The organism is Paenibacillus sp. YN15 (genome assembly GCF_003285005.1).
Taxonomy (GTDB): Bacteria; Bacillota; Bacilli; order Paenibacillales; family NBRC-103111; genus Paenibacillus_AR.
The window spans coordinates 1-21,380 of record NZ_QMFA01000067.1 but is presented as its reverse complement, the minus strand read 5'-3'; the positions used below and the strand labels follow the sequence as shown (position 1 = coordinate 21,380).

16 protein-coding genes and 1 pseudogene are annotated in these 21,380 nt (G+C 57.6%); 11 read left to right on the top strand and 6 right to left on the bottom strand.

Features of this window, described 5'->3' with window-relative positions:
- The first annotated feature begins 176 nt into the window (after nt 1–176).
- The 6 genes from DQG13_RS29465 (at nt 177) to DQG13_RS29440 (ending at nt 6,935) form a co-directional block, all read left to right on the top strand.
- Nucleotides 177–404, top strand: a complete 228-nt coding sequence (locus DQG13_RS29465) for a hypothetical protein (protein ID WP_113023772.1) — start codon at nt 177–179, stop codon at nt 402–404.
- A 20-nt stretch (nt 405–424) separates the two neighbouring features.
- On the top strand, nt 425–1,543 hold the full coding sequence (locus DQG13_RS29460; RefSeq protein ID WP_113023771.1) for a GerAB/ArcD/ProY family transporter: 1,119 nt from the start codon (nt 425–427) through the stop codon (nt 1,541–1,543).
- A gap of 4 nt (nt 1,544–1,547) precedes the next feature.
- Nucleotides 1,548–3,056: a spore germination protein gene (locus DQG13_RS29455; protein ID WP_113023770.1), complete on the top strand. Its 1,509-nt coding sequence runs from the start codon at nt 1,548–1,550 to the stop codon at nt 3,054–3,056.
- Nucleotides 3,053–4,225 (top strand): Ger(x)C family spore germination protein, encoded by a 1,173-nt coding sequence (locus tag DQG13_RS29450; protein ID WP_113023769.1) that lies wholly within the window; start codon nt 3,053–3,055, stop codon nt 4,223–4,225. The genes DQG13_RS29455 and DQG13_RS29450 overlap by 4 nt, the downstream gene beginning before the upstream one ends.
- A 253-nt stretch (nt 4,226–4,478) precedes the next feature.
- A complete protein-coding gene (locus tag DQG13_RS29445) occupies nt 4,479–5,777 on the top strand; it encodes a GntP family permease (RefSeq protein WP_113023768.1) in 1,299 nt (432 codons plus the stop codon).
- A 21-nt stretch (nt 5,778–5,798) separates the two neighbouring features.
- Nucleotides 5,799–6,935: a glycerate kinase family protein gene (locus DQG13_RS29440; protein WP_113023767.1), complete on the top strand. Its 1,137-nt coding sequence runs from the start codon at nt 5,799–5,801 to the stop codon at nt 6,933–6,935.
- A gap of 58 nt (nt 6,936–6,993) precedes the next feature.
- Here DQG13_RS29440 and DQG13_RS29435 read toward each other — a convergent pair whose 3' ends face one another.
- The 3 genes from DQG13_RS29435 to DQG13_RS29425 all read right to left on the bottom strand — a co-directional run bounded on the left by DQG13_RS29435 (nt 6,994) and on the right by DQG13_RS29425 (nt 12,708).
- Nucleotides 6,994–8,016, bottom strand: a complete 1,023-nt coding sequence (locus DQG13_RS29435) for a CdaR family transcriptional regulator (protein ID WP_113023766.1) — start codon at nt 8,014–8,016, stop codon at nt 6,994–6,996.
- Between the two features lie 58 nt (nt 8,017–8,074).
- Nucleotides 8,075–10,252: an LTA synthase family protein gene (locus tag DQG13_RS29430; protein WP_181593083.1), complete on the bottom strand. Its 2,178-nt coding sequence runs from the start codon at nt 10,250–10,252 to the stop codon at nt 8,075–8,077.
- Nucleotides 10,253–10,362: 110 nt separating this feature from the next.
- Nucleotides 10,363–12,708: a sensor histidine kinase gene (locus DQG13_RS29425; RefSeq protein ID WP_181593082.1), complete on the bottom strand. Its 2,346-nt coding sequence runs from the start codon at nt 12,706–12,708 to the stop codon at nt 10,363–10,365.
- A gap of 856 nt (nt 12,709–13,564) precedes the next feature.
- Here DQG13_RS29425 and DQG13_RS29420 point away from each other — a divergent pair.
- The 5 genes from DQG13_RS29420 to DQG13_RS29400 all read left to right on the top strand — a co-directional run bounded on the left by DQG13_RS29420 (nt 13,565) and on the right by DQG13_RS29400 (nt 19,058).
- The gene (locus DQG13_RS29420) at nt 13,565–14,533 is read left to right on the top strand and encodes an AAA family ATPase (protein WP_113023763.1); all 969 of its coding nucleotides are present in this window, start codon (nt 13,565–13,567) and stop codon (nt 14,531–14,533) included.
- A gap of 569 nt (nt 14,534–15,102) precedes the next feature.
- Nucleotides 15,103–16,242, top strand: a complete 1,140-nt coding sequence (locus DQG13_RS29415) for a DUF58 domain-containing protein (RefSeq protein WP_113023762.1) — start codon at nt 15,103–15,105, stop codon at nt 16,240–16,242.
- A 53-nt stretch (nt 16,243–16,295) separates the two neighbouring features.
- The gene (locus tag DQG13_RS29410) at nt 16,296–17,663 is read left to right on the top strand and encodes a DUF4129 domain-containing protein (protein WP_181593081.1); all 1,368 of its coding nucleotides are present in this window, start codon (nt 16,296–16,298) and stop codon (nt 17,661–17,663) included.
- Nucleotides 17,664–17,717: 54 nt separating this feature from the next.
- On the top strand, nt 17,718–18,107 hold the full coding sequence (locus DQG13_RS31780) for a zinc ribbon domain-containing protein (protein WP_309472261.1): 390 nt from the start codon (nt 17,718–17,720) through the stop codon (nt 18,105–18,107).
- Nucleotides 18,108–18,251: 144 nt separating this feature from the next.
- Nucleotides 18,252–19,058 carry a protein-glutamine gamma-glutamyltransferase gene (locus DQG13_RS29400; protein ID WP_113023760.1) on the top strand — a complete coding sequence of 269 codons (807 nt, stop codon included), beginning with the start codon at nt 18,252–18,254 and terminating at the stop codon, nt 19,056–19,058.
- Nucleotides 19,059–19,095: 37 nt separating this feature from the next.
- On the opposite strand, the gene DQG13_RS29395 is transcribed toward DQG13_RS29400, so the two are convergent.
- The 3 genes and pseudogenes from DQG13_RS29395 to DQG13_RS29385 all read right to left on the bottom strand — a co-directional run.
- Nucleotides 19,096–19,584 carry a DUF1992 domain-containing protein gene (locus tag DQG13_RS29395; protein ID WP_113023759.1) on the bottom strand — a complete coding sequence of 163 codons (489 nt, stop codon included), beginning with the start codon at nt 19,582–19,584 and terminating at the stop codon, nt 19,096–19,098.
- A 92-nt stretch (nt 19,585–19,676) separates the two neighbouring features.
- Entirely contained in the window at nt 19,677–20,429 is a 753-nt protein-coding gene (gene pflA, locus DQG13_RS29390; protein WP_113023758.1) for a pyruvate formate-lyase-activating protein, read from the bottom strand.
- A 206-nt stretch (nt 20,430–20,635) separates the two neighbouring features.
- Nucleotides 20,636–21,380 (bottom strand): annotated as a pseudogene (locus tag DQG13_RS29385) (glycine radical domain-containing protein); the annotation flags it as partial.

Here is a 21,380-nt window from a genome sequence, read left to right as displayed (position 1 = left end):
ATTCTATGAACATTTGGAGAAGGATTTCTGCTCCCTTTTTCATGTCAGGTTTGATGCATCGCTAGTGATCAGCTTCACCTTAAGCTTGTCCAGACTTTTCTTCGTCTGGTTTTTTGGCCCGCATAGAGTGTCCGCTTCCGGGAAAAGGTAGAAGAATGTAAACGGGAAGTGATCATATGATTACCGTAATGTATCTGGTATTGAGCTGCACCTTGACGGCGCTTATTGTGCTGGTGGACATGGGGCTGCAAAAGCAAGGCATCTTCCCGGAGCTTCTCAGCGTGTTCAGCAAAAATGAAAATATGGATATTCTGCTGTATGCATTATTCTGGGCGGCGGGTCTTGTATGGGGGGGCGTTGCCGATTACCGCTTCCATAAGGCCAAAAAAGGCTCCCAATCGTAAGCCATGGAGGAGGGAATTTCATGCGGGAGACTGTGGCTGAGCGAATATCCATCACCCAGATGATCCTGATTTTCATTACCTTTGAAATCGGCTCCTCTGTGCTGGTGGGGGTTGCTCCGGGGGCCGCCCAGGATGCATGGCTTGCCGTATTGTGCGCCCTGGCGGGAGGATTTGCGCTGATTACCATGTATCTGTCCTTGGTGCGCTACGGGAACGGGAAGAATTTGTACCAGCTGTTTGAGGAATTTCTGTCCAAGTGGGGGGCCGTTCCTGTAGGCGTGGGTTATATTAGCTATTTTCTGTATATGGCTGCCGTGGTCATGCGCGATCTCATCGAGCTTCTGGACACGGCAGTTTACCCTGCCACCCCCAATGAATTTATCGCCTTCTCCTTTATCCTGGTCATTGCCTATATCCTCTATCTGGGTGTGGAGGTATTGGCCCGGACGACAGAAATGATTATGCCCTATTTTATGCTGTTTTTCCTGTTGATGCTGGTGCTTCTCATCATCAACAAATCGATTCATCCCAGCTATCTAAAGCCGGTGCTGGCCGACGGCTGGAGTCCTGTGCTCAAGGAGGCGTTCCCGAAGATCCTCACCTTTCCCTTTGGGGAATCCATTGCCCTGACCATTCTGATGAGCCAAACCGCAGACCGGCAGAAGCTGCGCAAAGCGATTTGGACAGGGCTGTTGATCAGCGGAACAGTCCTGGTCCTCGTAGCCATCCTGCAGGTGGCCGTATTGACTCCGGACCGGGTCAAACGGACTGTGTTCCCGCTGCTCAGTGTGAACCGGTACATCAATGTGGGCTTTCTTTTTGAGCGGCTGGACGGCGTGGTGGTGTTTCTGATGCTGCTGGGGCTGTTCGTCAAGGTGGCCGCCCTGTTTTATGCCGGACTGAAGGGAGCCGAATTCATCACGGGGCTGGGCTACCGGTTTTTTTCCGTGCCGGTGGCCATGCTGGTGGCCCTGACCTCGCTTTTGTTGGCCAATGACTATCTGGAGCATATTGCGGAAGGATTGGAGGTTGTGCCGTATTACCTCCATATCCCCTTTCAATTGGTGCTGCCGGGGATTTTGTGGCTTCTGACCTTGTGGAAGCGCAGGAAGCGCCCCGAAGCTTCCGGGGGAGGATAAAGGAATGGATTTCAATGCGACAGATTGGAATGAACGGCTGGATGCATACCGCAAAACCTTTAGCCGTTCGGCTGATTTTCATGTGAACCAATTTCAATTGGGGGATCGGGAGAGCGCGTTATTGTGGTTTGCCTCCATGGCCGATCAGGAGGCGCTGGCCGATAAGCTGCAGCATGTTATGGATAATTTCCTCCAGCAGAAGGAGCGGCTTCAGGAAGACATGACGCTGGAGAAGCTGTGCAGGCTGGCGATGCCGGGGACCGGCTATATAGTGGAGAGGGAACAATCCCGGCTGATCGACGAATGCCTGCGCGGGAAAGCGGTGTTGCTCTTAAGCGGATTGGAGGGCGGCATCTGCATCGAGATGAGCAACAGCAACGGCTACCGCCAGGTGGAGGAGCCCAGCACCCAAACTATCATTAAAGGCCCGAAAGAGGGGTTTACCGAATCCATTCAGACCAACCTCGGGCTGGTGCGCAGGAGAATCATCCACCCCGGCCTTTGCTTTGAGAAATTCGTGCTGGGCAGCGATACGCGGACCGTTGTTTATTTGGGTTATATCGACGGGATCGTGAATCAGGGAGTGGTGGAGGAGGCGCGCAAGCGGCTGGGAAAAGTCAAGCCTAACGCCCTGTTCGATTCGGGTATGCTGGAGGAGTACATTGTGGATAAAACCGCAACGCCCTTTCCTCTGATCTATACCACGGAACGCCCGGATGCCATATGCGGGCATCTGGTGAGCGGCAAAGCGGCCATTTTTGTGGATGGCAGCCCCTTTGTATTAAGCATTCCCACCGTGTTCAGCGACTTCTTCCAATCGTCGGAGGACTATTACCAGCCGTTTATGATCAGCACCTTTGTCCGCTTTATCCGCTACCTGGCGTTCCTGATTGCCCTTTTGTTTCCCGCCATCTACATTTCGGCCGTCACCTATCATTTGGAGCTGATTCCCACGGAATTGCTCTTCACCATCAGCTCCCAGCGGGAGAACCTGCCCTTTCCCGTATTTGTGGAAACCATGCTTATGGAAATCACCTTCGAAATTCTCCGGGAAGCGGGAGTGCGTATGCCCCGGGCGGTGGGTCCCACTGTTTCGATTGTAGGCGGTCTTGTCATCGGCACGGCGGCGGTGGAGGCGGGGGTTGTTTCCAACATTATGGTCATTATTGTGGCCTTGACGGCGATCTCCAGCTTTGTCTCCCCCATCTATAATCTGTCGGTATCCTCCCGCCTGCTGCGCTTCGGGCTGCTGATCCTGGGGGCGCTGGCCGGCTTCTATGGGGTCATGATGGGCATAATGGCCATGATCGGACACATGTGCTCGCTGCGTTCCTTCGGAGTTGCCTATACGGCTCCTTTTGCGCCGTTATATCCCAAGGAGCATGAGGACATTCTGCTCCGCTTTCCTCTCTGGGTTACGAAGAGGCAGCCTATCTATCTGAACTCCCCCAAGCCCCTGAAGCAGCCTGACGCCTTTAATCCTTCGCCGCCGCGCAGGAGGAGACGCCCATGATGAAAAAGTGGCTGATTGCCATCCTGTTGGCTGTATCCACGGCAGGCTGCTGGGATTACACGGAGCTGTCGGATATATTCTTTGTCGTGGGAATGGCTGTGGATAAAGGAACTCCCCCTTTCAAGTACAAGATGACCGTTGAATGCATCGTTCCCAGCGAATACGACAAAACCACGGGAGGGCGGACCGCGCCGTCCCAGCTTTATTCCATGCAGGGAAACACCATAGCGGACCTGTCCCGCAAAATGAATATCGGGCTGGGCAGAGAGCTGGTCTATTCCCATATGCAGCTTTTGGCCATCAGCGAAAGCATCGCCAGAGAGGGAGATCTCCAGTTCTTCGATTATTTGGAGCGGAGCCGGGAAAGCCGGGATACCTTCAATGTGGTTGTAGTGAAGGGCAGGCAAGCTGAGGAGGTTCTGAAAATTACCAATCCTACGGAGAAATACGCCACCGGCAAATTAAGCAAGCAGCTGCAGTCGGCGGCGAAGGAATGGGGATCGGACCCCGATGTGCGGTTAAGTGATTTATTGAACGCCCGGATGAGCCCGGGCAAAGGATCGGTTGCGGCGGCAGTCAGCGTCAGCGGAGCTCCCGACGGCAGCAAGGCGAACATGGAGAGCTCCCTACCGCTTTCCAACTCCATTATTACCGGTTTAGCAGTATTGCGGGATATGAAGCTGCTTGGCTTTATGGACGTCAGGGATACCCGCAGCTATCTGTGGCTGAGAGGCGGCCTGCGGAATACCTCGGTAACCGCCTCCTGCGCGGAAGGAAAGGATTTTACCATCCGGATTGTCAAATCCAGCACCAAGGTTAAGGCTTCCCATGAAGGCCAAACGCCCCGCTTTCATGTCACCATTCGGGTAGACAGCTTCCTGGAGATGACGGAATGCCCCAATGCCTTGACCGCCTCTGCGCTGAAGGAATATGCCCAGCACGCGGAGGCAGCGGTTGCGGAGGATATCCGGCAAACTCTGAAAAAAGCCCAGGTAACCCATAAAACCGATATTTTTGGCTTCGGCAGCCAGATGTACCGCCAGCAGCCGAAGTTTTTCAAGCCGATCCGGGAGGATTGGAACACGTATTTCGCAAGAGCGGAGATAACCGTAGAGACCCATGTGCGGATCAGGCGGGTAGGCTTGAACACCAACTCCATATCGGAGTAGGAGTCTATCCGACGGGGTGATTGTGCATTTGCACAATAATATTCATTGGATCATCAATTGTTTAAAGTTGATGATCTTTTTATAATGAAAACGTATTCAGAAAGCGGTATGAATAAAGGGGGAACCCATAAGGGATAATAATCGGAGCTATATGAAGAATAAGGAATTTCTGGGAGTTTTAATTTATTTTCGAGTACATGAAAAAGCAGCATCCACACATCACGTTTTTCGGATCTAGAAGGAGGATTTGACTATGACACCATTGGTAATTAGCTGGTTTGGCGCCTTGATTGGCCTCCTGCTGGCAATTCTTTTAATTCTGTTTAAGCTGGCCCCCACCTATTCGCTGATTTTGGGCGCCATCGTCGGCGCTTTTATCGGCGGAGCCGATTTTGCCCAGGCGGTCAGCATCGTTATTTCGGGAACCCAAAGCGTTATGGGGACGGTTGTCCGCATTATTGCGGCAGGTGTATTTGCAGGCGTTATGATGGAGTCGGGGGCAGCCGAAGCCATTGCAAAAACCATCGTGGACAAGCTGGGCGGCACCAAAGCCATGCTCTCCCTGGCTCTGGCTACCATGATTATTACGGCGGTCGGCGTATTTATTCCCGTTGCCGTTCTGATTGTTGCTCCTATCGCCCTGTCTGTAGGCAACAAGATGGGCTATTCCAAGGTAGCTTTGTTGGTTGCATTGTCCGGCGGCGGCAAGGCGGGCAATATTATTTCCCCGAACCCCAATACCATTGCGGCGGCAGGCGGCTTCAAGCTTGATGTGAACCAGGTGATGCTTGGCGGTTTGGTTCCGGCCATTTTCGGCGTGATTGTTGCGGTTTTGATCGCCTCGATGATTAAGTACAAGGGCACCAAGGTGACAGATGCGGAAGCGGCCGAGCTGGAAAAGGTCAGCTCCACCAATCTCCCGTCCCTGGGCAAAGCTCTGGCTACTCCGATTATTGCCATTGTGCTCCTGATGATCAGCCCCATCGGCTCCATGCTGGGAGTAGAGGCACTGGCCAAGCTGAAAATCGATTCTCTGTATATCCTTCCTTTTGCCGGGATCGTCGGTACCCTGGCTCTGGGCAAAGGAAAGAAAATCCTGGACTATTGCTCCTCCGGTCTGAACCGGATGACTCCCACCATTCTGATTATTATCGGCGCAGGCGCCATCGGCGGACTGATTACCGCCTCCAGCCTGCCTTCTGAAGTGGTATCCCTTGTACAGGCTTCCGGACTATCGGGAACCTTCCTGGCCCCCATTGCAGGCATTCTGATGGCAGGGGCAACCGCCTCTACGTCCACCGGCGTTATTCTGGCTACAGGCTCCTTCTCCAATGCCATCCTGAACACCGGCGTCGCTCCTTTGTCCGCTGCCGTTATGACTCATGCCGGGGCAACCGTAATCGACCATCTGCCCCATGGAACCTACTTCCATGTTACCCGTAATGCCATGGGCATGAGCATGAAGGACAGAATGAAGGTTGTGATGTATGAAAGCATCGTCGGTTTGACCATGACGATTGTAGCCGTAATTCTTTACGGATTTATCCTTTAAACAGATTGGAGTATGCACACCATGAAAAAAACGTTTATTTTGGCTCCGGATTCCTTCAAAGAAAGCATGACGGCCAAAGAAGTATGCGAGGCCATGGAGATAGGAATTAAACGGGCCATTCCCGACGCCGCCTGTATTCATGTGCCCATGGCGGACGGCGGCGAAGGCACGGTCCAGTCCTTGGTGGATGCCACCGGCGGCACCCTGATTGAGAAGGAGGTTACCGGTCCCCTGGGGACGCCGGTGCTTGCCCGTTACGGCATTCTGGGCGACGGGAAAACCGGGGTGATTGAAATGGCGTCGGCCAGCGGCATTCACCATGTCACCAAGGAAACCAAAAACCCGATGATTACCACCACCTATGGTACGGGGGAATTGATCCGGGATTGCGTGGAAAAGGGAATCACTGAGATTATTCTGGGGATTGGCGGAAGTGCCACCAATGACGGCGGTACAGGCATGGCCAGAGCCCTGGGCTACAAATTCCTCGACAAAGCAGGCCATGAATTGCCCTTTGGCGGCGGATTTCTGGGAGACCTGGACAAGATCGATACCAGCGGCGTGATTCCGCAAATCAAGAACATTCATATCCTGGTGGCATCGGATGTCACCAACCCGCTATGCGGCGAACGCGGAGCCTCTGTGGTGTTTGGCCCGCAGAAGGGGGCTACTCCCGAAATGGTCCAAACCCTGGACCGGAATTTGCGGCATTACGGGGAAGTGGTCAAAGCGCAGCTGGGCATCGAGATCATCGATGTGCCGGGGGCAGGCGGCGCAGGCGGCCTTGGCGCAGGCTTGCTGGCATTCACCAACTCCAACATGAGAAAGGGTATTGATATTGTTATTGAATATACCCAATTGAAGGAAAAGCTCCAGGGCGCGGATTATTGCATCACCGGCGAAGGCGGCATTGATTTTCAGACCAAATTCGGCAAAGCCCCCTTTGGTGTTGCCCAAGCGGCCAAAAGCGTTGACAGCGGCATGAAGGTGATTGCCTTGGCCGGATATATCGGCCAGGACATTGAGGTTTTGTACGATGAGGGCTTTGACGCGATTTTCGGAATTGTGCCGGGAGCGGCGGAGCTGGAAACCCTGCTGGCTCAAGGCAAGGCCAACGTAGCCCGCACGGCGGAGAGTGTCGCCAGATTGTTGAAATAAATCAAAAAAAGGATGTCCCCGGTGCAGCGGGGGCATCCTTTTTTTGATGGGGGCGGGACTATTTCACGCGGGCAATCAGGGCAAACACCAGCTCCACCAGCTCCAATATGTTCTTGGGGTCCTTGCCTGTCAGCTTATGAATTTTGGCTAACCTGTAATTTAGGGTATTCCGGTGGATAATCAGCTGATTGGCGGTTTCATTGGCATTCAGATTGCAATGGATATAAATCTGGAGGGTTTTGATCAATTCGCTGTCCATTTGCACAGTCAGCTGCTGGATGCCGGTATCCAGCTTGGGCAGCTTGGCCATATCGGCAATAAATTCGCACTTGGAGTAGGAGATGAGCTTTTCGTTGAAAAAAACCCCCTTCAGCACCCGCATGGCCGCCCTGGCCTGCCAATATCCGCTGGACACCGTATCATTCATTTTGCTTACCGAAATGTACGCAGCGGGATAATGGGCCTGCACATGGTTCTGCAGAGCGTTCATTCCCTCTGTGTCCTGGACAATAACGCAGAGGGAATGGCTGGACATTTTGAAGGAGGGATAGCTGCCGATCATCTCCTCGGCTGCTTCCGTGGGAAACTCCACCACCATCACCTGGGAGGGTTTGGTAAGATGGATGCCATAGGTCAAGGCCTGATCGATAACGGGTTTTGTGTACTCGATGTCCATCTCCGTTAGCAGTTCAAAAAATTGTCTTTTCTGATTAATTCTAGCATTTTCCTTCTCCAATGCAAGGTTCTGCTCAATCAGCAGGATCACCGCCGACTTCAGCAGATTGCCGAAGGGGCGGGTTTCCTCCACCTCGCCGCTGATCCCCACCACCCCCACAATCCGGCCGTTTAATTCAATCGGCAGATTCACGCCCTTTTTCACATAGGCTTCATCCTCATGGATGTCCACCGGCTTCCGCTGCCGGATGGCCTCTACCGCACCGTGGTGGAGGGTGCCGATTCTGTGCTTGTTTCCGCTGCCGATAATCGTCCCCGTATGATCCATAATGTTGATATTGTACGGAATATCTTTCATCATTCTATCCACAATGCTTTGGGCCTGATGAGGGGACAATTCAACCATAGCCGGATCTCCTTTGCCATTTCGCTTCGTTCTATTGTAATCAACGCCAGGAAGGTTTTCAATGGACCTCCAGTTCCTCCGCGGACAGGATCAGCTCGCCGGATCTGGAGATGACCGTCTCTTTCCGGTCGGCCAGCTGCACGCTCCAGGCGCCGTCCAGGGACGCAGGCAAATCCTCCGGCCATACGGTCAGCTTTTGTGGGCCGTCATAGACGGTGTGGAGGGGCTTGCCGTCCAGGCATACCTCCGAGCCGCTGCTGAACCGTCCGCCTTCTACCACCAGCTTGCCAGAGGCTTCCCTGTAGATTTTCTTCAGGGCCGGGCTGCCGTAGCCCATTTCGAACTGCGCCGCCGGGATTGAGCCGGCAATCCCCCGCAGCTTGTAGCCCTCCTGGCTGCCGAACAGAATGTCGTACTGCAGCCGCTTGTAATCCGCCAGCCCGCTGTCGTCCGCCGGATAGGCATGGGCATAGGGACGGATGGGGATGACGGGCTGTTTTTGGGACAAGGCATACAGATAGTCGGTGTAATAGGTGCCCGGGCTGCCGATGTAATGGAGCAGGTAGGGGCCCAGGAAGCTGGCGTTCATCCGCAGGCTCTCCCGGGGCCGCAGGTTCATATTATCCCAGATGACAAAAGGCGTATAATGCAGCTTCTCCATCCGCTCCGCGCCGCTATCGTCTTTGCCGAGATAACCGCCCTCCCGGTAGGCCAGATAATCCGGACCCAGGCCGGGCAGATGGTCGCCGAAGGCGAGGATGACTGTAGGCTCCCCGCTTGTGCGGTAATGCTCCACCAGCTTCCGGAACGCCTGGTCGAAGGCCTGCTCCCCTGTGGCGTAGTTCTCCAGGATGTTCTTGGCTTTGGCGCTTAAGGGCCCGCTGGCGGAGATGGGGTTGGAGTAAAATTTGTCCTCGTAGCTGCCGTGGTTTTCCATGGTGTTGGCAAATACAAAGTCCGGACCGGGTGTGCCGCCCATGGTTTCAATGATCTTGTCCATCACCTGGCTGTCCTCGTAATTTGGCCCGTGGAAGCGGGGTTCGAAGAACTCGCAGCTGATAAACCGGGAAAAGCCCATGTTGCGGTAGACGTTGCGGCTGTTGAAGAACCAGTTGAAATACGGGTTGATGGCCGTGGTGGTGTAGCCTTGGCGGGCGTAGATGCCGGCCAGGGAGTCCACGCCCCGGTTCATATAGCTGATATAGGCGATGGAGTCTGCGGGCAAAAAACGGACGGAATTTCCCGTCAGCACCTCAAATTCCACATTGGCGGTGGTTCCGCTGAACTGGGGGCTGAGCATCCAGCCGCCGGTGGTGTCGGCCATCATGGAGCGGAAGAAGGGAATGGGGTCCTCGCTGAAGCGGACCTCCGGCAGCAGGGTCGGGTCCCAGAAGCTTTCGGAGAGCAGCACCACCACATTGGGATGCTCCCGGGTGGCTTTCCCGGGCTTCGCTTCTGCCGCGGCAGGAGAGGCCGAAGATGCGGGAAGGGACCGGACCAGGCGGCGGATTTCCGGCGTACCGGCTTCCTTGGGGCGCACAGGAGCCGCAAAATGGAGATTGTCCAGGGTGGATGACCAGAAGCCGTTGCGGCTGTAGCTGGCCTCCTCTTCATAATGAAACCGGGTGATCCGGAAATAGTCGTCGAAGGAAATGGGGCGGTTCAAATAGGCCGAAACCAGGAGAAACAGCCCGGAAGCGGCATATAGAAGCCGTTCACGGCCTGCCAGCCTGGTTCCCGGAAGCAGAAGCGCCAGCATCAGCGCTGCGGCCGTTCCTGCCGCGGCTGCAAGCAGGCCGGGGGTCATGTAAGGGTTCAAGGCGGCCACCGGGTCGGGCTCCTGTCCGGGCAGCATGATGCGCCACGGCAAAAAGGGCAGCCCCGTCCGGTTCATGGTGATGCCGCTCCAAATCCCGAAGACTGCCGCCAGTCCAAGCAGGATCAGGGAGGCGGCCCGGGTGCGGCCGGTCAGGGCGGCAATTGCCAAGGCGGCAAAAAAAGCAATCCAGCAGTTTAGGGCAAATTCATTGGGATGCTCCGTTGTCCAGGCGAAGGCCTGCGACCAGCTGCGGCGGGTTAGAGCTTCCGTGAGAAATACCAGCAGGAAGGGGAGCAAGAGCAGGCTTATTCGTTTTGAGACAAAGCGGGGCCAGGGATGGCGGAACACCGCCGTTCCCGCACGCTTCAGCATAGCGCTGCTTTTGGTTGGCCAACGGGCCTTATGGGGATGGGTCATGCCGTTCTCTCCCGCCATTTCATGTTGTAAGCGTTCACCGCCGCTCCACAATCATTATAGCGTTCATGACGGGCCGCGTCATCCTCATAAGGAGGCCGGCCCCGGTATTTTCAGGAGGCCGGCTCCTCCGAATCCCGGGGGCGGCTCAGAATCATAAAGGTGCTGATCCCGCCCATCCGCTCAATGGCGGCAATCTCCAGGCCCTGGCGGTGGAGCAGCTGCAGCAGCGTCTCCTCGTCGTAAGCGGCGGCCAGGAGCTGCCCTTCCAGGGGACGCCGGAGCAGCTCGCGGGCCATACGGTCCATAAGCCCTTGGCGGTCCGGGGAGGGTTGGTCCGGAGCGCAGGCGGGGGCTGCGCCGGGCACGGCAATGAACAGCGGGTTGGTCCGGTACTGCTTATCCTCCAGCAGCATCCGCAGGAGGCTCCACCCGTCCCGCTGCTCCTCCAGCCGGATATCGGCAATCCACAGCTTGGGCAGGGAGCGGGCGTGCTGCAGGACAAACCGCAGCTCCTCCCGGCTGACAAACCGCAGGGGCTCCCCCGCCCGCTCTGCGGCGGCGGCCAGAAGCAGCGGGTTTTTCTCGTCAGGCTCCTGCAGGAGGGCAATTCTCCCTTTCAGCTCCGGCGGCTCATAGGCCGGCAGGAAAACGGAGAACTCGGAGCCGCTGCCGGGAGCGGACTCCACCCGGATTTCCCCTCCGTGGGTATCCGCAATTTCCCGCACAATGGACAGTCCCAGTCCGGTGCCGCGGATTTTCCGGTGGCGGGCCGTCTCCACCCGGTAGAATTTCTGGAACAGGCGGGGCAAGCTTTCCTCGGGAATGCCCAGCCCGTAATCCTTGACCCGGATGGCCGCGCGGCCTTCTGCGCAGGTCAAGGAGATATCCACTGCTTCGGCGCCGGGGGAATACTTGACGGCATTGCTGATCAGATTATGCAGCAGCTGGATGATCCGCTCCCTGTCCCCGCGGATAAAGAGGCCGTGGGCGGGCAAATCCAGCCGCAGAGTATGCTTGTCCGTTTCCTGCCATTGCCTGGCTACCTCCGCCACCAGCGGACCCACATCCAGCGGCTCGAAGTGGTAGGCCAGCCGCCCCGTCTCCATCCGCTGGATATCAAGAAAATCATCCACCAGCCCCGACAGCCGGACAATCTCATCGTGGACCGTCTCCAGATAGCGGATTCTTTTCTCCGGGGGCACCTCCCGCTCCAATAAAATCTCCGTAAAGCCCTGAATGGCGGACATGGGGGTGCGCAGCTCATGGGAGACGATGCTGACGAAATCATCCTTCATCCGGTTTAGCCGCTCCTCCTCCGAGCGGTTGCGGAAGACGAACAGATAGCCCATCGGGGTTTGGCTCAGCTCATCCAGCACGGGAGAGGCGTAGCATTCGTAATACACCGGTTCGGTGCCGTCACGGAGGGCCTCCAGATGAAGATCAATGCTGGCCGCCGCTCCCGACAGGAGATTCCCGACAATGGCGGTGAGGGGTTCATGGGAGGCTGTTTTCAGATTCAGCCTGGCCAGGTAGGCGGACATCAGCTGTCCGGGAGCCGGTTTTTCCTGGAAGAGGGCCTCCATCCGGGGGTTGGCGTAGTTGATTTTGCCCAGGGTATCGGTCATGACGAACCCCTCATGGGTAGTCCGCATGATGCTCCGCAGTGCGGGGTAAAGCAGGTTTTCGTTGAAGACTCGGCCGGTGGAGCGGGTTTCCTCATAGGAATGGAGCAACGCGTAGCCCAGCGTCAGAAAGCCTGCGGTGCTGACGGCATGGGCGAACCACCAAAGCGCGTTCCAGGGAGCGGCCAGAATGAAGGCCAGAGAAGCTTGGGCAAGGATCAGCTGGGCCAACAGCTGAAGCCGCAGCGGCGGAGCAGGGTTGCGCATAAGCAGCGGCTGGATCGATGCCGCCAAAGCGGCTCCGAGGGCAAGACTCTCGACGATTTTCAACACATAAGCATGGAGGAAACCGGCTTCGGCAACGGCTGCCGTCAGGAGGATGATTACCGCCCACGCGGCGAAGTGTCTGTGCCACCAGATCAGCGGTTTTTTCCGGAATTCGGGGGAGCGTTTGGCCAGCAGGGAACGCAGCCCCGCATAGCTGTAAAGGCATATGGCCAGGCGGGCCAGGGAGCCCATGGCGAGGAAGAGCATAGGCTCCTCCGCCGCCACCGGCAGCAGCAGCGCCTGGAACGCGAACAGAAAGGCAAAGCCGGCAAAAGCCAGGGTGAAGTATCTGAGGGAGACATCCAGCTCCATCTGATAGGAGCGGCTTGCCGCCAGCCCCAGGCCGCCGGACAGGAGCACGGCAATGGTCACCATCATGCCGTAAGCCGGCTTGTGGATGAAAAGGGCTGCGCTGTCCGGCATCATTCGGAGAAAGGCGATGCCCAGCACCGGCAGGAAAGCCGGCAGAAGAAAGCTTGCGCGCTTGCAGCCATGGAGCAGATGCATACGTGTCGCCCTCCTTGTCCATTGAAATCTCTCTGTCTCCAGTATACATCCCCCGGAAAATGGAGGCCAAAAACCCGCCTGTTTTTTTGCCCGCAGAGCCTTCGCCGGGAATTTGCCCGGAATAAACGGGAAAACCGGGGGGAGGGGAACGGCTGGGCTTCTTGACCAACGCCCGGCGCGGAGTAGCTGATGCTTGCGGAGAGAGTATCTGACGGTGGCGGGCGGAGTGGCTGATGTTTGCGGACACATAATCCGTTATTTTCCTCATATGGACCTTTTCTGGATTTTCGCGGACAGACGATTCGTTATTTCGCTCCAGAAGCCTGGAATCCCCCTGGTTTTTGGGATTTAACGGATTCTGTGTCCGCTCCGGGGAAAAAAGGGCCGATTTTGGCGAAATAACGGAACCAGTGTCCGACTGAGACGCAGGATGTGTAGCGAGATGCAGAATGTGCGGCGAGATCAGGGTGAGTGGTGGCGGGAGGGAGGGAGGTTGTGTGGCGAGATGCAGGGTGAGTGGCGGGAGGGAGGTTTGTGTGGCGAGATGCAGGATGTGCGATGAGACACTGGAAGTTTGGCGAGACGCAGGATGCATGGCGGGGATCAGGGAGTTTCTGGACAGGAGGGCTCACTTTCTTGCTTCTTCCTGTGGTATGATAAAAAAAGGTCCTATCGAAGTCTGCCAGGGAAGCCGATTTGTCTTGAAAGCTTTCCGTAAGGAAAGCCGGCTTCATAAGCATCAGCGGCGGAAGTGTCTTATGCTCTCCAAGAATTTGGCTTCCGGCATAGCCGAAGCTTATACACATTCTTTACGGAAAGAAAATAGTCTGTTGGACGCAAGGAGGCGGAATGCAACATGCGGTTGCAGGAAATTCATGAATGGGGCAAACAAGTCCGGGGCAATGTGGAAAAGGTGATTGTCGGCAAGGAGGAGGTTATCGACCAGCTGCTGATGGCGCTGTTGGCGTCGGGGCATGTGCTGCTGGAGGATGTGCCGGGAACGGGCAAGACGATGCTGGCCAAGGCGCTGGCCCGCTCTCTGGATACCGGCTTCAGCCGCATCCAGTTTACGCCGGATTTGCTGCCGGCGGATGTAAGCGGCATCAACTTTTTTGATATGAAGCGTTCGGAATTCCAGTTTCGGCCGGGGCCGGTATTTACCAATCTGCTGCTGGCCGACGAAATCAACCGGGCCACGCCCCGCACCCAATCGGTGCTGCTGGAATGTATGGAGGAGCGCCAGATAACCATTGACGGGGTAACCTACCCGCTGGAACAGCCTTTTCTGGTGGTGGCCACCCAGAACCCTCTGGAGAACCAGGGCACCTTCCCTCTTCCGGAGGCGCAGCTGGACCGGTTTATGCTGAAGATCAGCATGGGCTACCCGGGCCGCGAGGAGGGAGTCGAGATTCTCCGGCGCTTCCGCAGCGCAGACCCGCTGGCATCTCTTACCCCGGTGTCCGATGCGGCGCAAATCCGGGCGGCTCAGGCGAGCTACACGGCGGTAACCGTCCACGAGGATTTGTACGGCTATATTCTCGATTTGGCCGAGCGGACCCGCAGCGACAAGGACCTGCTTTCAGGCGTCAGCCCCCGGGGTTGTTTGGCCATGCTGCGGATCGTTCAGGCCCGGGCGGCGCTCTCCGGCAGAGACTATGTGTCGCCGGATGATGTGAAGGCCATGGCGGTGCCCGTTTGGGCCCACCGGGTGCTGCCGGCCCGCCGGGGCAACCCCTTCGAGCGGGTGGCCGAATCGGCCATCCGGCGGATCGTCGCCGAAACGCCGGTGCCCACGGAATCCGCCGAGGAGCTGGGCGCGCGGTAGGGGGCGAGGAGTCCGTTGGTATGCGGTAGAAACGGGGAGCTCGTTGGCATGTGGTAGAAACAGGGAGCCGGTGGTATGCGGTAGAAGTGGGGAGCTCGTTGGCATGCGGTAGGAGCAGAGGACGCTGAGGAGCAATTGTTGGTGCACAGTCACGCATGTGTGGAACCCTGAGTGGTGAAGGGGCAGAGACCGCCATCCGTTACGGAACGGAGAGGCTCTAAACGGCGGAATATGCGGCTTTGGAGAGTCTAGCGGAACTCAGGAGACCTTATGTGGCAAATTGCATCTGTCCCTGTGCGTACACCCCCTCTTAAGAGGCTGTGAGTTCCGTTGTGCGTCGAACAAGCCGGTTATTGGCCTGTAAGAGGCTGTGAGTTCCGTTAGAGCATCAGACAGGCGAACCAAACAGCTCCAAGGGGTCCATGATATGATCCGCCCCGGCCCCGGCGGCAAGGACTTCTGTTTTTCAGAACTAACCTCAAATTGGCGAAGCCAATTTTGAGATTCTCCATAACTTGTCCGGCCTGCGGCTTGGACCAAGTTAGTTCGAGATAGGAGGCAATACAGCTGTGAGTGTATCCCTTTTGGCGATTGTGGCGCTGGTTGCCCTGTGGGGCCAGTCGGTTTTGTTCCGCCGGCGGGGTCTGAAGCGGCTGGATTACCAGCGCAGGTTTGATAGAGAGTTTTGTGTGGAAGGCGATATGGTGGAGATGCAGGAGCGGATCGTCAACGATAAGGCCCTGCCCCTTCCCTGGCTGCGCCTGGAGGCTCTGCTGTCGTCCGGTCTCCAGTTTGTCAGCCAGGAGAATCTCAGCATCGCGTCCGGCGCCCGGCTGCAGAACCACCGGAGCCTGTTCTCCCTATGGGGCTACACGGAGGTAATCCGCCAGCATAGAGTCCGCTGCATAAGACGGGGTTGTTATGATCTGGAGACCGTTACCTTAAGCTGCGGCGACCTGTTCGGGATTTCCCAAACTGTGCGCACAGACCGGGTAAACCAGCGGCTTTTGGTTTATCCCCGCTCCGTTCCGCTGGAGGAGCTGCCTTTGCCCTGGCGGGGCTGGCAGGGGGAGTTTGCCGTAAAGCGCTGGATGGTGGAGGACCCCTACCTCATGCTGGGCGTGCGGGAATACCGCAGCGGCGATTCCCTGCGCTCCATCCATTGGAAGGCCACCTCCCGCACGGGGCAGCTGCAGGTCCGGGAGCATGGCTACACCGCCGACCGGCGCTTGATGATTCTCCTGAATATTGCGGAGAAGGAAGATATGTGGGGAGAGGTCAACGAGGAGGCCCTGATGGAATGGGGCATCCGCTGCGCCTTGACCCTGGTGGAGCAGGCGCTGGCGGAAGGGATGCCGGTGGGCTTCGGCTGCAACGCGCCCACCGTGGATGAGCCGGAAGCCAGCATCCGGCTGGCTCCGGGCGCAGGCAACGTGCACCATAAGCAGCTGCTGGACGTTATGGCCAAGCTGAAGCTGGAGCAGCAGGTCCATTTTGCCGAGTATCTGCGGCTGGAGGGGGAGCGGCTGGAGGAAGCCTGCGATTACGTCCTCATCTCCGCTTACAAGAGCCCGCTTCTGGAGGAGCAGATGCATGCGCTGGAGGAGCAGGGCAGCAAGGTGCTGCTGTTGCCTCTGGAGCGGGAGCGGCTTGCCGGGGAGAAGCGGACGGCGGAGCAATCCGGCGGCCCGGTTCCCCAAGCGGGCTGACCACAGGCGGCAGAGGCCGCCGACGGTATTCGATGCAAGTTGGGAGGTTGACCATGAAGACCGGCAATCCATTTTTGGCATATGCAAAAAAATGCTGGACCGGCATCGCTTCCGGCTGGCTGGAGCTGATATCCCTGTCTCCGGTTCTGCTGGGGATAGCCGGGTCCCTGTATAACGGCAGCGCCTGGGCCTGGGGCTGGCTGGCGGGTTTGGCAGGCTATACGCTGCTGGGGGCTTTATCCGCAGGCCTTCCTTTTTTGAACAGGCTGGGGCTCTTGATCCTGTGGACGGCTCCGCTTACGGTGGGCTGGGCCTGGCTGCTGCACGGAATTTCCTACAACGCGCTATTATCGGTGGCGGCGGGAGCCATTCTGGTTACCCGGGCCGCAGGAGCGGTCCGCTCTGACCGAGACGAAATCCAGCCCATCTTTCCTTGGCTGGGGTTGGCGCTATGCGCGCCCTCCGGGTTTTACATCCACCGGGCCGAGGGACTGGGGGGGTATTCGGACGGCCTTGCAGTCATTGCCTCGGCGCTGTTTCTGCTGGCCCTGTTGATCGGGAACTCCTATTCCTTGACCGGGGGCGCTTACGGGGGAAAAGGGAGGACCGCTTCCGCCCGTTATATGAGGCGCTTCAACCGGCTTCTGGTGGCGGTGTTTGGGCTGCCTGTATTTCTCCTGTCCTTCTGGGGCTTGGTGGACGGCGCCATCGGCACTGCGGTGAAGAACGCGCTCCGGTGGCTGCTGGGGCTGTTGGCGGGGGAGGAGCCGGCAGAGCTGCCGCCTGAACCGGCGGTTACTCCCGCGCCGCAGCAATCCGGCTTGCCGGAGGCAAAGGGAGAACCGGCGCTGATTTGGGTCATTCTGGAATATCTGCTGATGATAGTATTCATTGCGGCTGCCCTGGCCTTCCTGTATTACTGCGGCCGGGCGCTGGCCCGGTGGCTGCCGGATTGGCTGAAGCGGGTTACGGCCTGGTTTTCGCGGCGGGCTGCGGGCAAGGGGGATGATCCGGACCCGGGTTATGTGGATACGGTTCTTTCTACCCGGGAGAGCAAACCCGGCGGCGCCGGTCCGCTGGGCCGGCTGAAGCGGCTGTTCCAAGGCCGCCGCGAGGTCCGGTGGGAGGACCTTGCGGATAACCGGCAGCGGATGCGCTATCTCTACGCCCAGGCGGTGCGCCGGGCGGTGCGGGCCGGCTTCCGCTGGCGGGCGGAGTGGACGCCTGCGGAAGCGGCGGAAGCGGCTGCCCGGGAGGCAGCCAAACCAACGGCCGGGCTGCAGGCGGCAGCTGCCGGGCAAGCGGCGGCGAAGCTTCTGGACCGGGAGCTGTGCGACGCCTATGAGCGGGCCCGCTATGGCGGTCCCGAGCCGGGTGACGCGGAGGTGGCCCAGTTCCGGAGCAGGAACGCCGACAAGTAGAAGCGAAGGCGATGGCGCGGCGGATGCTGTTTGCCCAGATGGAGGGGAAATCCTATGGAATGTCCATGGTGCTATAAGGAGATGGAGCCGGCTGACGGCCGCTGCCCCCACTGCCGGATGGAAATTTTTGAGCCGGAGCATGTGGAGGAGGATGGCCCCGGCGAGGAGGGTTTTTCGGAGGAGGAGACGGTCCGGAATGCTTCCGCTCTGGAGAAAAGCATCGCCGACAGGTTCAAATGCGCCAAGTGCGGCGGCACATCCGGCAGCATCCGGGAGGTGGCCATGACCGGAACGGGATTAAGCAAGCTGCTGGATATCCAGCAGCACCACTATTTGTTTGTCTCCTGCCGGAGCTGCGGATTTGTGGAAATCTATGATCCGAATATTTTGCGCGGCAAAAAAGCGGGAGAGCTTGGGTCGGCGCTGGATTTTTTCTTCGGCTGATCTACGGGAATCCCGGGTTTCTTGCGCCGGAGGTAACCTGTTCAAGCCTTCGCCCATATCCTGATATCATATGCAACTGCGAAAAAAGCCGCTCTTACGTTGCCGGAAGGGCGGCTTTTCGCTACAGAAAGGGGCGAAAACGGCATGATCGAGGTTATGGGCACATTGGCAAGCGGGCCGCCCGCCGGAGCGACGCCTGCGGAGGCGGAGATCTTCTGGATGAAGGCGGGCCAACGGACGGTTTACCGGTATGCCTCGTGGGAGGAGCTGGGTTTTGAGCTTCGGACGCGGGTGCTGTTGACGGAAGCGGCTCATGCGCTGCAGACAAGCGGCGCCCAGTTTGCGGTATTCCAGGATTCCCGGTGCAATCCCCGTTATTGGAGAAGGGATGAGAAGGGGGGCTTCCGGCTGCTGGAGAATGTGACGCCCGCGGCGGGAATCCGCAATATTTTTCAAGAGGGTTTCTTATATGCCTTTGAATGCGCCACGGCGATTGTGATTGTGCTGTACAAGGGAATGCTGGACAGTCTCGGGGACGGGCTCTTTAACCTGTGGTTCGGGGGCCTGCTTTTGTATGATTGGCACTATGACGAGGATCTGCGGCTGGTGGATTCCAAAAAACCCGAGGACGCGGTGCCGGGAGATGTGCAATATTTCAAGAATCCCGATTTTTCCCCGGATCACCCCGAATGGCAGGGGGAGAATGTGCTGCTGTTGCTGGATGGCAGGTATTACGGCCACGGCATCGGGATCAGAAGCGGCGGCGAAATTATCCAGGCGCTGAACCGCAAACGCAGGCCCTTCAGCCAGGCCTCGGCCTATCTGATGGATCTCGTTGTCCATCCCGATTACCAGAAGCTGTACCGGACGATTATCGGCGGCAGCGGCTGGAACCAGCCGGTACAGGCGAACCGGGTGCGGGCGAGAATCGGGAGAGACGCTTTCCGGTAAAAATGTGAAGGCAGCGGTTTTCTCTTGGGGCCCGCCGCTACTTCCACTTCTCCAGCTCCGCCGGAATATTCTCCCGGGTAAGCTTCCGCCGGTGGAGAGCCAGGCTGGGAGATGCCAGGTTGTACTGGACAATGCGCTTGTTCAGCTCCGCCAGCTGTTCGTCAATGGCCGGGTCATCCGGGGAATGCTTCAACAGATACAGAATGTCCTCGATGGACTCCTTGATGGTGAGCCGCAGGAGTACCCAGGGATGGGGGACGCCGGCCTGCTTCAGGATCGTATTCATTACATCCCCGGTGGGAATGGTCAGGGGTTTGCCCTTGCCGGGCAACCGCTCCAGTCCGCCGCCGGCTACGAATTCCTCATATTTTTCATCCAGCCAGTGGGCCAGTTGGGTTTGTCCTGCAGAGACGGCATCCTGATCCACATAGATTTCCGCAGGCAAAGGAATGGTCGGGCGCGGCTCATCCTCCGGCATGGGAGACGGCTGGGGATTTCGGGAGCGTTTGGGACGGGAAGGCCACATATGCGCACCTCCTATGGTTTGAATATGAATGATGAAAAGCCGGGGCCATCCCTTGAAAAAAGGGGCGTCCCGGCTTTATTGCTGTCCTTATTTCACTGGGCCGTCGACAGAGTAGAATCTGCGACGCCAAGCAGCGCTTTGGCGTTCTCGACGCTTTCGGCCGAGGGCGGCTCCACATTGGCCAAAGAATACTTGTAGCCCAGAGTCTCCCACTTGTACACACCCAGCTTGTGATAAGGCAGAACCTCGATTTTTTTCACATTGTCCAGGGTCTTGATAAATTCCCCCATCCGCCGCAGATGATCCTCGCTGTCGGTCCAGCCGGGCACCAGCACATGGCGCACCCAGACCGGCACCTTATGGTCGGAGAGAAAACGGGCGAATTGCAGAATATTGGCGTTGCTCCGCCCGGTAAGCTTGCGGTGGGCATCGTCGTCCAAATGCTTCAAATCAAGCAAAATCAGATCGGTATATTGAATGAGTTCCTTAAGCTTGGCCTGAAAGCCCTCTTCGGTGCTGTAGCAGCCGCCGGAGCTGTCGATGGTGGTGTGAATGCCGCGGGCCTTGCACTTGCGGAACAGGTCAATGAGGAAATCCGGTTGCAGCAACGGCTCGCCGCCGCTGACGGTAATTCCGCCGCCGGAAGCTTCGATGAAGGGAAGATAGCTTTCAAAATCAGCCATAATCTCATCCGTTGTCATCACCTTGCCCGTGCCGATTTCCCATGTATCCGCATTGTGGCAGTATAAGCAGCGCAGCAGACAGCCCTGGGTGAACACCACATAGCGAATGCCGGGTCCGTCTACGGTACCGAAGGTTTCAATGGAATGGATATTTCCCTTCATCGTATGCCGCCTCCTTATGAACATAATCCCAAGTTGACAGCGTATCATGAGCCGCGCTTGGGTGTCCAGTAGTCTTTGGTGAAAAAAGTCCGACAATTCCGTCAGCCGCGGATATTCCGAGGAAAAAATCCGGAATGCGCGCTGGACGCATTCCGGTTTTTCAAGGTCTGGCAAAGGCCGCCGCGAGGCTTCTTTGCCGTGTTGTTTTACAGGCTGCTGTGGAAGGTCCGGTTGATGACGTCCTGCTGCTGCTCGCGGGTCAGCTTGATGAAGTTAACGGCATAGCCGGATACCCGGATGGTCAGCTGCGGATACTTCTCCGGATGCTCCATGGCGTCCGTCAAAGTTTCGCGGTTGAACACGTTGATGTTCAAGTGGTGGCCTTGCTTCACGGCATAGCCGTCGAGGATGGCGACCAGGTTCTTGATTTGCGATTTGTCATCCTTGCCCAGCGCATGAGGTACGATGGAGAAGGTGTTGGAGATGCCGTCCACAGATGCTTGGTAAGGCAGCTTGGAGACGGAGGACAGGGAAGCCAATGCGCCCTTCTCGTCGCGGCCGTGCATCGGGTTGGCGCCAGGTGCAAACGGTTCGCCGGCGCGGCGTCCGTCCGGGGTGTTGCCGGTCTTCTTGCCATACACCACGNCCGGTAGGTCTTGTGCTTGCGCAGCTTGGTCATGAAGGACTCGACCAGTTGAACAGCCAGTTGGTCCACACGGTCGTCGTTGTTGCCGTATTTCGGGAATTCGCCTTCGGTGGCGAAGTCCACTACCAGACCGTTTTCGTCGCGGATGGTCTTCACCTTGCCGTACTTGATGGCGGACAGGGAGTCGGCCGCTACGGACAGGCCGGCGATGCCGGTGGCCATGGTGCGCAGGATATGGGTGTCGTGCAGCGCCATTTCGATGCGCTCGTAGCTGTATTTGTCATGCATGTAGTGGATGCAGTTCA

Coding starts and splice junctions, on each gene's coding strand:
- DQG13_RS29465 (WP_113023772.1), top strand. CDS start 177: ATGATTACCGTAATGTATCTGGTATTGAGCTGCACCTTGACGGCGCTT.
- DQG13_RS29460 (WP_113023771.1), top strand. CDS start 425: ATGCGGGAGACTGTGGCTGAGCGAATATCCATCACCCAGATGATCCTG.
- DQG13_RS29455 (WP_113023770.1), top strand. CDS start 1,548: ATGGATTTCAATGCGACAGATTGGAATGAACGGCTGGATGCATACCGC.
- DQG13_RS29450 (WP_113023769.1), top strand. CDS start 3,053: ATGATGAAAAAGTGGCTGATTGCCATCCTGTTGGCTGTATCCACGGCA.
- DQG13_RS29445 (WP_113023768.1), top strand. CDS start 4,479: ATGACACCATTGGTAATTAGCTGGTTTGGCGCCTTGATTGGCCTCCTG.
- DQG13_RS29440 (WP_113023767.1), top strand. CDS start 5,799: ATGAAAAAAACGTTTATTTTGGCTCCGGATTCCTTCAAAGAAAGCATG.
- DQG13_RS29435 (WP_113023766.1), bottom strand. CDS start 8,016: ATGGTTGAATTGTCCCCTCATCAGGCCCAAAGCATTGTGGATAGAATG.
- DQG13_RS29430 (WP_181593083.1), bottom strand. CDS start 10,252: ATGACCCATCCCCATAAGGCCCGTTGGCCAACCAAAAGCAGCGCTATG.
- DQG13_RS29425 (WP_181593082.1), bottom strand. CDS start 12,708: ATGCATCTGCTCCATGGCTGCAAGCGCGCAAGCTTTCTTCTGCCGGCT.
- DQG13_RS29420 (WP_113023763.1), top strand. CDS start 13,565: ATGCGGTTGCAGGAAATTCATGAATGGGGCAAACAAGTCCGGGGCAAT.
- DQG13_RS29410 (WP_181593081.1), top strand. CDS start 16,296: ATGAAGACCGGCAATCCATTTTTGGCATATGCAAAAAAATGCTGGACC.
- DQG13_RS31780 (WP_309472261.1), top strand. CDS start 17,718: ATGGAATGTCCATGGTGCTATAAGGAGATGGAGCCGGCTGACGGCCGC.
- DQG13_RS29400 (WP_113023760.1), top strand. CDS start 18,252: ATGATCGAGGTTATGGGCACATTGGCAAGCGGGCCGCCCGCCGGAGCG.
- DQG13_RS29395 (WP_113023759.1), bottom strand. CDS start 19,584: ATGTGGCCTTCCCGTCCCAAACGCTCCCGAAATCCCCAGCCGTCTCCC.
- pflA (WP_113023758.1), bottom strand. CDS start 20,429: ATGAAGGGAAATATCCATTCCATTGAAACCTTCGGTACCGTAGACGGA.